This window comes from Streptomyces sp. TLI_053 (assembly GCF_900105395.1).
Classification (GTDB): domain Bacteria; phylum Actinomycetota; class Actinomycetes; order Streptomycetales; family Streptomycetaceae; genus Kitasatospora.
The window spans coordinates 4990452-5003394 of record NZ_LT629775.1; the positions used below are offsets into that span (position 1 = coordinate 4990452).

The 12943-nt window shown below is 73.5% G+C and carries 11 protein-coding genes; 3 read left to right on the plus strand and 8 right to left on the minus strand.

Features of this window, described 5'->3' with window-relative positions:
* Nucleotides 1-188: 188 nt before the first annotated feature.
* The 4 genes from BLU95_RS20145 to BLU95_RS20160 all read right to left on the minus strand — a co-directional run bounded on the left by BLU95_RS20145 (nucleotide 189) and on the right by BLU95_RS20160 (nucleotide 3972).
* Nucleotides 189-929, minus strand: coding sequence for a glycosyltransferase family A protein (locus BLU95_RS20145; RefSeq protein WP_093861255.1), 741 nt, complete (start codon nucleotides 927-929; stop codon nucleotides 189-191).
* A complete protein-coding gene (locus BLU95_RS20150) occupies nucleotides 926-1939 on the minus strand; it encodes a 3-oxoacyl-ACP synthase III family protein (protein ID WP_093861256.1) in 1014 nt (337 codons plus the stop codon). The genes BLU95_RS20145 and BLU95_RS20150 overlap by 4 nt, the downstream gene beginning before the upstream one ends.
* A gap of 81 nt (nucleotides 1940-2020) precedes the next feature.
* Complete coding sequence (locus BLU95_RS20155) at nucleotides 2021-3583, minus strand: SPFH domain-containing protein (RefSeq protein ID WP_093861257.1); 1563 nt, start codon at nucleotides 3581-3583, stop codon at nucleotides 2021-2023.
* A gap of 182 nt (nucleotides 3584-3765) precedes the next feature.
* Complete coding sequence (locus tag BLU95_RS20160; RefSeq protein WP_030392359.1) at nucleotides 3766-3972, minus strand: NfeD C-terminal domain-containing protein; 207 nt, start codon at nucleotides 3970-3972, stop codon at nucleotides 3766-3768.
* Between the two features lie 408 nt (nucleotides 3973-4380).
* On the opposite strand from BLU95_RS20160, the gene thiC reads away from it, so the two are divergent.
* Nucleotides 4381-6153, plus strand: a complete 1773-nt coding sequence (thiC, locus tag BLU95_RS20165; protein ID WP_093864997.1) for a phosphomethylpyrimidine synthase ThiC — start codon at nucleotides 4381-4383, stop codon at nucleotides 6151-6153.
* Between the two features lie 105 nt (nucleotides 6154-6258).
* On the opposite strand, the gene BLU95_RS20170 is transcribed toward thiC, so the two are convergent.
* Nucleotides 6259-6651 (minus strand): VOC family protein, encoded by a 393-nt coding sequence (locus tag BLU95_RS20170; protein WP_093861258.1) that lies wholly within the window; start codon nucleotides 6649-6651, stop codon nucleotides 6259-6261.
* 123 nt (nucleotides 6652-6774) lie between these two features.
* On the opposite strand from BLU95_RS20170, the gene BLU95_RS20175 reads away from it, so the two are divergent.
* Nucleotides 6775-7740 (plus strand): LysR family transcriptional regulator, encoded by a 966-nt coding sequence (locus tag BLU95_RS20175; protein ID WP_093861259.1) that lies wholly within the window; start codon nucleotides 6775-6777, stop codon nucleotides 7738-7740.
* Nucleotides 7741-7761: 21 nt separating this feature from the next.
* On the opposite strand, the gene BLU95_RS20180 is transcribed toward BLU95_RS20175, so the two are convergent.
* The 3 genes from BLU95_RS20180 to BLU95_RS20190 all read right to left on the minus strand — a co-directional run bounded on the left by BLU95_RS20180 (nucleotide 7762) and on the right by BLU95_RS20190 (nucleotide 11342).
* A complete protein-coding gene (locus BLU95_RS20180) occupies nucleotides 7762-8445 on the minus strand; it encodes a hypothetical protein (RefSeq protein ID WP_093861260.1) in 684 nt (227 codons plus the stop codon).
* A 379-nt stretch (nucleotides 8446-8824) separates the two neighbouring features.
* A complete protein-coding gene (locus BLU95_RS20185) occupies nucleotides 8825-10036 on the minus strand; it encodes a metallophosphoesterase (RefSeq protein ID WP_093861261.1) in 1212 nt (403 codons plus the stop codon).
* 148 nt (nucleotides 10037-10184) lie between these two features.
* Nucleotides 10185-11342: a LacI family DNA-binding transcriptional regulator gene (locus BLU95_RS20190; RefSeq protein ID WP_078879728.1), complete on the minus strand. Its 1158-nt coding sequence runs from the start codon at nucleotides 11340-11342 to the stop codon at nucleotides 10185-10187.
* Between the two features lie 333 nt (nucleotides 11343-11675).
* On the opposite strand from BLU95_RS20190, the gene hisC reads away from it, so the two are divergent.
* Complete coding sequence (gene hisC, locus BLU95_RS20195; protein WP_093861262.1) at nucleotides 11676-12746, plus strand: histidinol-phosphate transaminase; 1071 nt, start codon at nucleotides 11676-11678, stop codon at nucleotides 12744-12746.
* The last annotated feature ends 197 nt before the right edge of the window (nucleotides 12747-12943 follow it).

Below are 12943 nucleotides of genomic sequence, written 5' to 3' on the forward strand. Positions count from 1 at the left end.
TGGTTCGGCGGGGCGGGAGGGTCGGTGGGGCGGGTGGTTCGGCGGACTTTGCAAAGTCTGGTGAGACTTTGCAAAGTCCGCTCAGGGGCAGGAACGAGGGGGTTCCGAGCACTTTGCAAAGTCCTGCCAGGACTTTGCAAAGTGCTCTGCGGTGGCGGAAGGGAAGGCGATGTCGGCGGATTCGGCACTCAGCGGATGTCGACGGCCCGGGCGCCCGGGCCGCGGTCGAGGTACCAGCGGGCGGTGCCGACCACTCCGTAGGCGCGGATCCGGCGGGTGGAGTTCTGCACCACCATGTCGCGGCGGCGGATGATCGCGGTGGTGTGCCGGCGGACGCGGTTGATGAACATCCGGTCGGTGGGCGAGGGCCGGCGCGGCATGCCGCCGACCGCCAGGTAGAGCTCGGCGGTGATCGCCATGTTGTTGCCCGCGTGCATCCGGTACGGCGTGAGGTATCCGTGCCGGCGGTGGTGCGCGGGCCGGATCCGGCCGAAGAACGCGCCGAGCGCGACCAGCACCAGGAAGACGGCGCGCCCGGCCGGTCCGTGCTCGTCCCGGCGGGCGGTGACCCGGCCGCAGACCAGTCCGCCGCCGTCGAGCAGGCCGGCCCGGGCGGCGGCGGTCCAGCCGGGGGCGGGCAGGCAGTCGGCGTCGGTGCGGGCGAGCAGGGTGGCGCCGTTCGCGATGGCGTGCCGGAACGCGGTGTCGACCGCCGAGCCGACGCCCTTCTCCGGCTCCACCAGCACCTCGACCGGGAAGGGTGCCCGGGCGGCGAAGGCGCGGACGGCCCCGACCGTGCCGTCGGTGGAGCCGTTGTCCGCGACCAGCAGGGTGAACTCCCGGTCCCGCTGGGCGGCGAGGGCGTTCAGGGTGGCGGTGATCCTGGCCTCCTCCCGGTAGGCGGGGACGATCACCCAGAGCGCGGTCACGACGCCTCCCAGACCATCGTCATCAGGCTCACACCGCCGCCGAGACCGAGCATCAGCACCCGGTCGCCCGGTTCCAACTCCTCATGTATTCGGTCGAGTTGGACCCCGATCGTGGCGCTGGCGACATTGCCGAGCTCGGGCACCGTCACCACCAGCTTCTCCTCCGGCACCCCGGTGGCCTCCACGAAGCGCTCCAGGTAGGGCACGGTCACCTGGTGCACCAGCACCCGGGCGTAGTCCTCCCAGCCGAGGCCGGTGCGGGCGGCCACCCGGGTCAGGATGTCCAGGCCGATCTTCTCGAAGACGCCCCGCAGCTCCGTGCCGCCGCCGCGGAAGTAGCTGTACTCGTCGCCGCGCGGGTGGCGCGAGCCGCCGCCCGGGATGCCGCCGGTCCGCCAGTGCTCGGAGGCGGTCTCGGTCTCCACGTCGAGGATGCCGCCGCGCTCCACCGCCTCCACCACGACGGCGGCGCCCGCGTCGCCGAAGGTGTAGCCGGCGAAGCCCGCCCGGAACTCCTCCGCCCCGCCGGGGTCCCGCCGCATCGCCCGGCTGGGCGTCTCGCCGGTGACCACCAGGGCCCGCCGGGCCCGGCCGGCCAGGATCGTCGAGCGGGCCAGGTCGATCCCGTTGAGGAAGCTGTTGCAGGCGTTGCTGACGTCCAGGGCGTGGGCGCGCGAGCCGAGTTCGGACTGCACCAGATGCGCGGTGGCGGGCTCGGCGACGTCCCGGGTGGCCGAGGCGAACAGCAGCAGGTCGATGTCCAGCGGGTCCAGGCCGCGGCTGTCCAGGGCGCGCCGGGCGGCGCCCAGGGCGAGGGTGGAGGCGTACTCGCCGTCGGCCGCGAAGTGCCGGGTGACGATGCCGGTGGCCTTCTCGAGGGTCCGCTCCGGCAGGCGCAGCCGGCCGCCCGCGGTGATCTCGTCCTGGAGCTGCCGGGAGGTCAGTCGTCGGGCGGGGAGCTGGGATCCGACGGCGGTGATGCCGATCCGCGCGGTGGCTGCTGGGTGCATGGTCCCATCGTGCTGCGGACCGGGCGGCGCCCGCCTGAGTACTCGTACTCAGGCGGGCGCCGCCGGGCTACTCGGACCGGTTCAGTCCCGCCCGGGCTCCTCGTCCTCGCGGCGGTCCGTGCCGTCGCGGTGGAGGAAGGCGGGCGGCACGGCGTCGACCGGTACCGGGACGGAGACCGCTGCCGCGGTCGCGGGAGCACCGGCCGCGGGGGCGGGGGCGGCGGCGCCGGGAGCAGCGGTTGCCGTCCCGCCGTCCGCGCCGACGGTGGACAGCAGTTGCCGGGCCAGCCCGAGCCCGGTGCCGCCCATCGCGAGCGCCTTGGCGAACAGCTCCCCCATCCCGTCGGCGCCGTTGAGCAGCACCATGTGCTCGACGTTGCCGAAGGACTCGGCCGCCGCCCGCACGATCTGCGGCCACTGCTCGGCCAACTCCTGGGCCACCACCGCCTCCTGGTTCTCGGCGAGGGCGGCTGCCCGGGCCTTGATGCCCTCGGCCCTGGCCAGGGCGACCGCCCGGGCGGAGGCGGCGTCGGCCAGGCCGCGTGCCTCGACCGAGGCCGCCTCCGCCCGCCCGGTGGCGGTGGTCGCCTCGGCCTGCGCCAGACCGCGCACCCGGGTGGCGTCGGCGTCCGCCTCGGCCGCGATCCGCACCCGTCCGGCCTCGGCCGCGGCCGCCAGCTCGGTCTCCTGGGCCTGCGCCTGGGCGGCGGAGATCCGGGCGTCACGGGCCGCCTCGGCGGTGGTGCGGGTGTCGTACGCGCGGGCGTCGGCGGGCTTGCGGACGTCGATCTGGAGCTGCTGCTCCTTGCGCCGCGCCTCCAGTTCGGCGACCCGGGTCTCCTGGACCACCACCTCCTGCCGGGAGGCGGCGTCGGCGAGCGGTCCGGCCTGCCGGGCGCGGGCCGTCGCGGTGTCCATCTCGGCCTGGTAGGAGGCCTGTTGGATCTCGCTGTTGCGGGTCGCCTCGGCCTTGCGGGCCGCGGCCTCCTGCTCCGCCTCGGTGGCCACCCGGTCCGCCGCCGCCTGGGCGATCCTGGCGTCCCGCTGGACGGCGGCGGCGTGCGGGATGGCGAGGTTCTTGATGTAACCGGTCGGGTCGATGATCTCCTGGATCTGCAGGGTGTCGATGATCAGGCCGAGCTTCTCCATCTCCAGTCCGGAGGCGGCCCTGGTCTCACCGGTGAGCCGTTCCCGGTCGCGGATCATGTCCTCGACGGTGAGCCCGCCGACGATCGACCGCAGGTGTCCGGCGAAGACGTTGTGGACGCGCTGGCTGATCAGTTTCTGCTGGTCGAGGAAGCGGCGGGCGGCGTTGGCGATGGAGACGTCGTCGTCGCCGACCTTGAAGATGACCACGCCCTTGACCCGGACCGGGATGCCCTGCGTGGTGACGCACTCGACGTTCAGTTCGGCCTCGTTGAGGTCCAGCGAGAGCCGCCGGACGCCCTGGAGGCCGGGGGTGACGAGGGTGCCCCGGCCGGTGACGATCCGGAAGCCCAGCCCGTCACCGACCCCCTCGGTGCGGTGGCGGGAACCGGAGATGATCAGTGCCTCGTTCGGCTCGGCCACCCGCCACATGAGCTTGAAGAGCGTGATCATGACCAGCACGGCCGCGGCGGCTGCCCCGGCGATGATGAATCCCATGGTTCAACTCCCCCTTCCGGCGCAGGAGATGCGCCGAAACGGATTGTCCGTCGGGGCTCGGTGCGGGGAAAGGGAAGTGACATGACGCACCGTCACAAGGTCGTCACGGGACGGTCCGTGGATCGTCACGGGCGGCCGGCGGACCGGCAGGGACGGTCACCGGTCGGCCGGTCCGCCGGACGTCAGGGCCCGATCGGCGCCACATAGACCGTCCGCGGCGGCTGGTACTCGATCACCACCACCGGCGTCCCCACCACCAGCCGGTCCCCGGGAACGGCCAGGTAGGCGAGGAACGCCTCGGCGCCCCGCCGCTCCGGCACGTGCACCATCACCTCGCCGACCAGCCCCGCACCCACCGCTCCGGTGACCCGCCCCGTGCTCCCGATCACGCCGGCCTCCCTCGACTCGTCGGCTCCTGGGGCGCCTCTCCGGACCCGCGCCTGCGGGGCGGGGGTCCGAGGACACGCCCTGGGCCAGTCTGCCCGCCGGAAGGCCTCCGCGCCCCACCCTTCACCCGCCGGACCTCGCCGTTCTCCCGCGCCGACCCCCCTCTGGACCTCCGGCGGTCGGCTCGCTACGGTGTTGGACGTCATGCGCGGGCAACACCGCCTGCGGACGCGGGAGCTCGGAGCACCGGGCTGAGAGGGCGCTGAACGGGACGTCGGACGACGGACCGGAGGCTGCGTCGACCGCAGGAACCTGACCGGGTAATGCCGGCGTAGGGAGTTGAAGGTCCGTTGACCACCTTTGAGGCACAGCCGCAGTCTGCCCAGTCGCCGTCCGCGCACGGCACCGCCGTGACCAGCGCCGGCACCGGCTACCCCACCCCCGCCTGGCGCAAGGCCTACCGCGAGGGGTCCCGCCCCGACCTGCGCGTGCCGTACCGCGAGGTCGTGCTGACCAACGAGAAGACCGTCCCGCTGTACGACACCTCCGGACCGTACACCGACCCGGCCTACGAGCCCGACGTCCGGCGCGGGCTGCCGGCGCTGCGGGACGCCTGGATCCGCCAGCGCGGCGACGTCGAGGAGTACGACGGCCGCGAGGCGCGCCCCGAGGACGACGGCATCAAGCACACCTCGCCGCGCGGCGGGAACCTCCGCAACCTCGACGCGGTGTTCCCCGGCCGCCCGCGTCGTCCGCTGCGCGGGCGCGGCGACGTCGCGGTGACCCAGCTCGGCTACGCCAAGCGCGGCATCGTGACCCCCGAGATGGAGTTCGTCGCCCTGCGCGAGGGCCTGGCGCCCGAGTACGTGCGGGACGAGGTGGCCCGCGGCCGCGCCGTCATCCCGGTCAACGTGAACCACCCCGAGGTCGAGCCGGCGATCATCGGCACCAACTTCCTGGTGAAGATCAACGCCAACATCGGCAACTCGGCGGTCACCTCCTCGATCGAGGAGGAGGTGGAGAAGATGACCTGGGCCACCCGCTGGGGCGCCGACACCGTCATGGACCTCTCCACCGGCCGCAACATCCACACCACCCGCGAGTGGATCCTGCGCAACTCCCCCGTGCCGATCGGCACCGTGCCGCTCTACCAGGCGCTGGAGAAGGTCGACGGCCGGGCCGAGGACCTCAGCTGGGAGGTCTACCGGGACACCGTCGTCGAGCAGTGCGAGCAGGGCGTCGACTACATGACCGTGCACGCGGGCGTGCTGCTGCGCTACGTGCCGATGACCGCCCGCCGCAAGACCGGCATCGTCTCCCGCGGTGGTTCGATCATGGCGGCCTGGTGCCTGGCGCACCACCGGGAGAACTTCCTCTACACCAACTTCGAGGAGCTCTGCGACATCCTGGCGCGTTACGACGTCACCTTCTCGCTGGGTGACGGCCTGCGCCCGGGCTCGATCGCGGACGCCAACGACGAGGCGCAGTTCGCCGAGCTGCAGACCCTGGGCGAGCTGGGCCGGATCGCCCGTGCCAAGGACGTCCAGGTGATGATCGAGGGCCCGGGCCACGTCCCGATGCACAAGATCAAGGAGAACATGGATCTCCAGAAGGAGATCTGCGACGAGGCCCCGTTCTACACCCTGGGCCCGCTCACCACCGATGTCGCGCCCGGCTACGACCACATCACCTCGGGCATCGGCGCCGCGATGATCGCCTGGTGGGGCACCGCGATGCTCTGCTACGTCACGCCCAAGGAGCACCTGGGCCTGCCCAACCGGGACGACGTGAAGACCGGCGTCATCACCTACAAGATCGCCGCCCACGCCGCGGACCTGGCCAAGGGCCACCCCGGTGCCCAGGACTGGGACGACGCGCTCTCCGACGCGCGCTTCGAGTTCCGCTGGGAGGACCAGTTCAACCTGGCCCTCGACCCGGAGACGGCCCGCGAGTTCCACGACGAGACCCTCCCCGCGGAGCCCGCCAAGACCGCCCACTTCTGTTCCATGTGCGGTCCGAAGTTCTGCTCGATGAAGATCTCCCAGAAGATCCGCGAGGAGCACGGGGACGGTTCGAGCGCCGTCGAGTCCGGTTACGGGGAGGACGCGCTCGCCGGGATGGCCGAGAAGTCTGCGGAGTTCGCGGCCCAGGGCAACCGGGTCTACCTGCCGCTGGCGGACTGAGCACGCCGCACGAACGCGCCGGACCGGGGGGTGGAGGGGGCCTCCCGGCCCGGCGCACGCGTGCGCCGGCGTCCCGGCCCGGCGTCCGGCCGGGGGCGGTGCCGGTCAGGCGGCGTCCTCGGGGTACCAGCGGAGTTCGACGGTGTTGCCGTCCGGGTCCTGGACGTAGATGGAGGTGGCGTTGCCGCGGGCGCCGTAGCGGGGGACGGGGCCCTCCAGGACCTTGAAGATCCCGGAGTCGACGACCTGCTGCCAGTCGAGGGGGTCGACGGTGAGGCAGATGTGGTCGACGTTGGACTCGCCGCGCGGGCGGGACATCAGGTCGATGATCGTCTCGGGGGTGACCCGGAGGGACGGGAAGGAGACCTTGCCGGCGCGCCACTCCTCGACCCGGACCGGCTCCAGGCCGAGCAGTCCGCCGTAGAACTCCAGCGAGCGTTCGATGTCGCGGACGTTGAGCACGAGGTGGTCGAAGGCCTTCACGCGGATGGCGGTCATGGTGGCTCCAGTCGGGAGGGGTGCTGCCGGTGACGTGTTCCACGATCCGCCAGGCGGCCGGTGTCATCAAGACGGCATCCGTCAACGATCATTGAGCCCCGGTAAACGGTGGAGGGGTGGAGCGTGCTGGAACGGGTGGAGATCGAGGTCTTCCTGACACTCGCGGAGGAGCTGCACTTCGGCCGTACCGCCGAACGCCTGCGGCTCAGCACCGGCCGGGTGAGCCAGGTGGTGCGACAGCTCGAACGGCGGCTCGGGGGAGCGCTGTTCGAGCGCACCAGCCGGTCGGTGCGGGTCACCCCGGTGGGCCTGCGGCTGGCGGAGGAGCTGGCGCCGCTGGTGGCCGGCATCGCGGCGGCGGTGCGCCGGGCGGCCGAGGCCAACCGGGGTGTCGCCGGTGAGCTGCGGGTGGCGTTCCTCGGCGAGGGGACGGCACCGGTGCTGCTCCGGGCGGTGGCGCTGTTCGGCGAGCGGCACCCGGACTGCCGGGTGGAGGTCCGCGAGGCCCAGCTGGCGAACACCCGCTCCAGCCTGCTGGACGGCTCGGTGGACGTGCTGATCGCCGCCTTCCCGTTCGACGGGATGGCGAACGGCCCGGTGCTGATGACCGAGCGCCGGGTGCTCGCGGTGGCGGCCGGGCATCCGTTGGCGGGGGCCTCCTCGGTGTCCCTGGAGGTGCTGGGCGACCACCCGGTGGTGCAGTACCCGGCCGTGACCTCGGCGGCCTTCAAGCGGGACCGCACCCCGGACCGGACCCCCTCGGGGCGGCCGGTGCCGCCCGGCCCGGTCGGCGCGACCTTCTCCGAGATGCTGACGCTGGTCGCGCTGGGCCGGGGCGTGCTGCCGGTGGGCGAGCTCTCGCGGCGGTACCACCCGCGTCCGGACCTCGCCTATGTGCCGATCGAGGACGCCCCGCTGATCGAGCGCGGTCCGGTCTGGCGGGAGGGGAACACCACCGAGCGGGTCCGCGAGTTCGTCCGGGCGGCGGCGGACTCGGCGGCGGACTCGGCGGCGGACTCGGCGGCGGACTCGGCGGCGGACTCGGCGGCGCCGGACCCGGCTGCGGCGCACCGGGCGGCGGCGGACTAGGCGCCGGTCGGCCGTCGCCGGTCAGCTGTCGTCGGGCCCGGTGAGGGCCGGGGCGCTGCCGGCCCGGGCGGCGGCGGTGAGGTGCGGGACGAGCGCCCGCTCGCGCAGGGCGCGCTGCCAGTCGCGGCGGGCGTCGTCGAGCTCGGCCGCGAGCTCGGGGTCGGTGCCCGGCGGGAAGGGCACCGTGGGCGGGGCCGAGCCGTCCCGCAGGGCGGTGAGGATCAGCCCGACGATGCCGACGGCCATCGCGGCCACCCCGGCGGCGAGGGCGAGCCACCCCGCGGTGAGCAGCGAGCGGGCCAGGGCGCTGTCCGGGTCGGCGGCCCGCAGCGCGTAGCCGAGCAGCAGCAGGACCACGGCGGCCGTCCAGGCGAGGATGGGGGTGAGGACGGTGAGCACCGGGAGCAGTCCGGCGCCGCCGTTCTCCGAGCGCAGCTGGGTGAGCAGTCCGGGCGCGGCGGGTTCGCCGGGCGCGGGCGGGGTGGCGCGGAGGTTCTCGCGCAGCCGCAGGTAGTGCTGGTACTCGGTGGCCGCCGGGGCGGCGACGCTGTCGGCCGAGGCGAGCGCGTGGGCGCGCAGGTCGTCGGGGGGTGGCGCGCCGGGCGCGCGCAGGACGGTGCGGAGGGTGTCGTCGCGCAGTGCTTCGTCGAGGAGGCGCTCGAAGTCCGGGCGGTCCTCGGCGAGCAGGTGCGGGGCGTCGTTCATGGGGACCCCGTTCGTGCGGACCCCCGCGCTCTCCGTCCCGACGTGCACGGGGCGCGGCGCGGAGTCGGGCCGCCGCGGGGGCGGCCGGGTGTGGTGTGCCCCCGATGGTAGGGGTGGGTGCGGCCGGGTCGACAGTGGCTTTCCGGAATTTCGCGCCCCTGGATGCGCGTGCGCGACGGTCCGGGCGCCGGGAACGCCCGTTCGGTCGACGGTCCGTCACCTGCCGTTGGCGGAGGGTGTTCCGGGGGCACGTGGGTGTGCCGGAGCGGCGGGGCTGTGCCGGAGCGGCGGGGGGTGCTCCGGAGCGGCGGCGGGCCGGACCGGGTGCGGTCCGGCCCCCGCCGGTGTGTCCGGCGTTCGCGCGGGTGTGTCCGGCGGCTCAGATCGGCAGGCGGGAGACCAGCAGCCTGCCCTCCATGGTCACCCCGCCGTCCATGGCGACGGCGAGGTCCTCCGCGTAGACGTACGGTCCGGGGACGTGCGGCGGCATGCCGTCGTCGGCGTGCACCGCGCCGGTGAGGTACGGGATCGGGCTGTGGCCGTGCACGACGCGCGCGCCGCCGTAGGTCTCCAGCAGTTCGCGGACGGCGGTCGGGCCGGCGTCGCCGCGGAAGGCGAAGCGCTTGGTGAACCGGCGGAAGCAGTCCCACCACTCGTCGACGCCCTCGTCCGCGAGCAGGTCGTGGACGGCGTCGTTGACCTCGGGGATGGACTCGCCGTACTCGAGGTAGGCGGTGGTGTCGGAGTGCAGCAGCAGGTGGCCGTCCTCCAGGGCGATGGCGGGGAGCCGGGAGAGCCAGCTGATGTGGTGCGCCTCCAGGCGCTCCAGGTCGCTCTGCTGTCCGCCGTTGAGCCGCCAGGCGGCGAGGAAGGAGGCGGTGCCGGCGGTGGACTGGACGGGCTCGTCGCCGTACCGGGCGGCGCCGAGGAAGAGCAGTTCGTGATTGCCCATCAGGGCCCGGCAGTAGCCGCCGGCGGCCGCCGACTCGGCGGCGAGCTGCATGACCAGGTCGATGACGCCGATGCCGTCCGGGCCGCGGTCGGTGAAGTCGCCGAGGAACCAGATCCGGGACCGGCCGGCGGACCAGTGGCCGTCGGCGTCGATCAGGCCCTGGTGGCGCAGCTCGGTGCGGAGCTCGTCGAGGTAGCCGTGCACGTCGCCGACGACGTAGAGCGGGCCGGGGGGCTCGCCGGGGCCGGGCGCCGGGTACGGGTGGTAGGGCTGGCCGGGTTCGGGGAGCGGGGGGCCGAGCTCGATGGTCGGCGGGTCGTCGCTCTGCCGGCCGGGGTGGCCGCCGTGGGCGGGGGAGGGGTGGTCCGGCAGGGTGGGCTCGTAACCGGCCTGCTCGTGGGGGCCGTTCTGGGCGTGCACGGTGTGGCCCTGTTCGGGGCCGGTGGCCGGCCAGTGCTGTTCGAGGTACCGGGCGCCGCCGTAACCGCTGTAGGTCTCGGCCTCGTAGCCGGTCGCCGGGTACCCGCCGTTGGGGTCCGGTTCGTAATAGGTGCCGTACGGCAGCACGTCGAGGTCCGGCTGGTGGCGTGGGCCTGAGTCCGGGTGTTCAGGCCCGGGGAAGCGGTCCTCGGGTGTCATTCGCCCATCATAGGAAGACCACTCTCCCGGCGTCGTCACCTGGTGGGTATCCAATCCTCCGGAGCGTCAGCCGGGCGGTCCGTCAGGTCCGATTTGTCCCGACTCGGCATGGTCCGGACCACAGCCCGCTGGGGTGCGGTCCCGGGGGTCACACCTCACCCGGCGGGCGGGGCGGGCTGACCGTGGTGCGCGGGCTCCGTCGTTGCGAGGAGGCGCGGACGATGAGCTCGGTCGGCATCAGGGTGCCGGGCGGCGGACCGGTGCCGGCGGTGCGGAAGCGGGGCGGGAAGAGCCGGGCGATGTCCACGCCGGTGCCGGAGTCCACGCCCTCGATGGCGTCGATCAGGAGGTTCACCACGGTGGTGCCGATCCGGCGGGGCTTGAGCGACAGGGTGGTGATGGGCGGCTCGGTGGTCGCGTAGACGTCGCTCTCGCTGCAGCAGACCAGCAGCAGGTCGTCCGGCACCCGCAGGCCGTAGCGGCGGGCGGCGGCGAGCAGGTCGGTGCCGTTGGGGTCGAACAGGCCGTAGACGGCGTCCGGCCGGTCCGGTCGGGCGAGCAGCCGGTCGGCGGCGACGGCGCCGGCGGCCGGGTCGTGCGCGGGGTAGGTCTCGTAGACCGGTTCCTGGCCGACCTTGGCGCACCAGCCGAGGTAGGCCTCGGTGGAGAGCCGGGTGTAGGTGTCGGTGCTGGTGCCGGTGAGCAGGCCGATCCGGCGGGCGCCGGCCTCGGAGAGGTGGTCGAGGATGCCGAGCACGGCGGCCTCGTGGTCGTTGTCGACCCAGGCGGTGACCGGGCAGTTCCCCGGCTTGCCGTCGCTGACCACCGGGACGCCGGACCGGTACAGCTCGCTGACCAGCGGGTCCTGGTCGGGCGGGTCGATCACCACGGTGCCGTCCAGGGCGATGTTGCCCCAGACGTCGTGCCGGGACGAGGCGGGCAGCACCACCAGGGCGTAGCCGCGGCCCAGGGCGGCACTGGTGGCGGCCCGGGCCATCTCGGCGAAGTAGGCGAACTCGGTGAAGGTGAACGGCTCTTCGCCGTAGGTGGTGACGGTCAGCCCGATCAGGCCGGACCGTCCGGTGCGCAGGGTGCGGGCCGCCGCCGAGGGGCGGTATCCGAGGCGCTCGGCGACTTCGCGCACCCGGCTTCTGGTCTCGTCGGGCAGGCGGCCCTTCCCGTTCAGCGCGTCGGAGACGGTGGTGATCGACACTCCGGCGGCTGCTGCCACATCCCGGATGCCGGCCCGCTCCAGACGCCGTGAGGTGGTGGGCCGCCGACCGCTCTGGTTGGCTGCTGCTGTCATGGCGGACCGATCGTATGGCTCCTGACAAGGGTCTGTGACCGGCGCATTGGGAGCCTGTGGAGATACGTTTCTCCGTGAGTGAGCCCGTGTGCGCCCCTTCGATCCCCGTACGAAACCAGCTGGTTTACCTCTGACATGTGCCAAAGGAACCCAGCAGAATGGCTGATCCGCGTCTGTAACCCGACCGGGCATCTCACCCCTACGGGTGAGTGCGATCGGTATCGTTCAGGGCACCCGACCGGGGTGGAACCGCACGCGTTCGGACTGCCCGGGCACGGCGGCGACCCCGGCCGTGGCGGGCGAACGCAGCGGAAAGACAGAAGGAGACCGACCGTGACCGCAGCACAGGGCCCCCGCCTCAGGCCGAGCCTGGACGGCATTCCCACCTACAAGCCCGGCAAGCCGGCAGGCCCCGACGCCTACAAGCTGTCGTCCAACGAGAACCCGTACGAGCCGCTCCCGGGCGTGCTGGAGGCGGCGGTCGCCGCGGCCGGCAAGCTCAACCGCTACCCGGACATGGCCGTCACCGGGCTGACCGCCGAACTGGCGAAGCACTTCGACGTGCCGGTCGAGCACATCGCCACCGGCACCGGCTCGGTCGGCGTGGCCCAGTCGCTGATCCTCGCCACGGCGGGCCCCGGCGACGAGGTGATGTTCGCCTGGCGCTCCTTCGAGGCCTACCCGATCATCACCCAGGTCGCCGGCGCGACCCCGGTCCCGGTGCCGCTGACCGCGGGCGGCGACCACGACCTGGACGCGATGCTGGCCGCGATCACCGGGCGGACCAGGCTGATCTTCGTCTGCAACCCCAACAACCCCACCGGCAACGTGATCCACCGCGCCGAGCTGGAGCGCTTCCTGGACGCCGTCCCGGCCGAGGTGCTGGTCGTCGTCGACGAGGCGTACATCGAGTTCATCCGCGACCCCGAGGTGCCCAACGGCCTCGACCTCTACCGGAACCGCCCGAACGTCTGCGTGCTGCGTACCTTCTCCAAGGCCTACGGCCTGGCCGGTCTGCGGGTCGGCTTCGCGGTCGCGCACGAGCCGGTCGCGAACGCGCTGCGCAAGACCGCGGTGCCGTTCGGCGTCGTCCAGATCGCCCAGGACGCGGCCGTCGCCTCGCTGAGGGCCGAGGACGCGCTGATGGTCCGGGTGGACGCGCTGGTCGAGGAGCGGACCCGGGTGGTGGCCGGGCTGCGGGCCCAGGGCTGGGAGATCCCGGACTCGCAGGCCAACTTCGTCTGGCTGGAGCTGGGCGAGCGTTCGCAGGACTTCGCGGCCGCGTGCGCGGCCGCCGGTGTGATCGTCCGGCCGTTCCCGGAGGGCGTGCGGATCTCGATCGGCGAGGTCGAGGGCAACTCGATCTTCCTCTCGGTGGCGGAGGCGTTCCGCAAGGAGCTGTAGCCCCCGCGCGCAGTCCGGCCCCGCGGCGGAGCGGGGCGGCCCGGTCCGTACCGGCCGCCCGCTCCGCCGCGGCGCGTTCCGGGGCCCTCGGAGCCCTTCCGGGGCCCTCCCGGGTCCTTTCCGGGGCCCTCCCGGGTCCCTTGCGGGGGCCGGCGGCGGCACCGCGACGGGCTCCGGACGATCAGGAGTGCCTGGGG

Excerpts from the sequence above, each read along its gene's own strand:
- BLU95_RS20150 (WP_093861256.1), bottom strand. The coding sequence starts at position 1,939 with ATGCACCCAGCAGCCACCGCGCGGATCGGCATCACCGCCGTCGGATCC.
- BLU95_RS20155 (WP_093861257.1), bottom strand. The coding sequence starts at position 3,583 with ATGGGATTCATCATCGCCGGGGCAGCCGCCGCGGCCGTGCTGGTCATG.
- BLU95_RS20170 (WP_093861258.1), bottom strand. The coding sequence starts at position 6,651 with ATGACCGCCATCCGCGTGAAGGCCTTCGACCACCTCGTGCTCAACGTC.
- BLU95_RS20180 (WP_093861260.1), bottom strand. The coding sequence starts at position 8,445 with ATGAACGACGCCCCGCACCTGCTCGCCGAGGACCGCCCGGACTTCGAG.
- BLU95_RS20185 (WP_093861261.1), bottom strand. The coding sequence starts at position 10,036 with ATGACACCCGAGGACCGCTTCCCCGGGCCTGAACACCCGGACTCAGGC.
- BLU95_RS20190 (WP_078879728.1), bottom strand. The coding sequence starts at position 11,342 with ATGACAGCAGCAGCCAACCAGAGCGGTCGGCGGCCCACCACCTCACGG.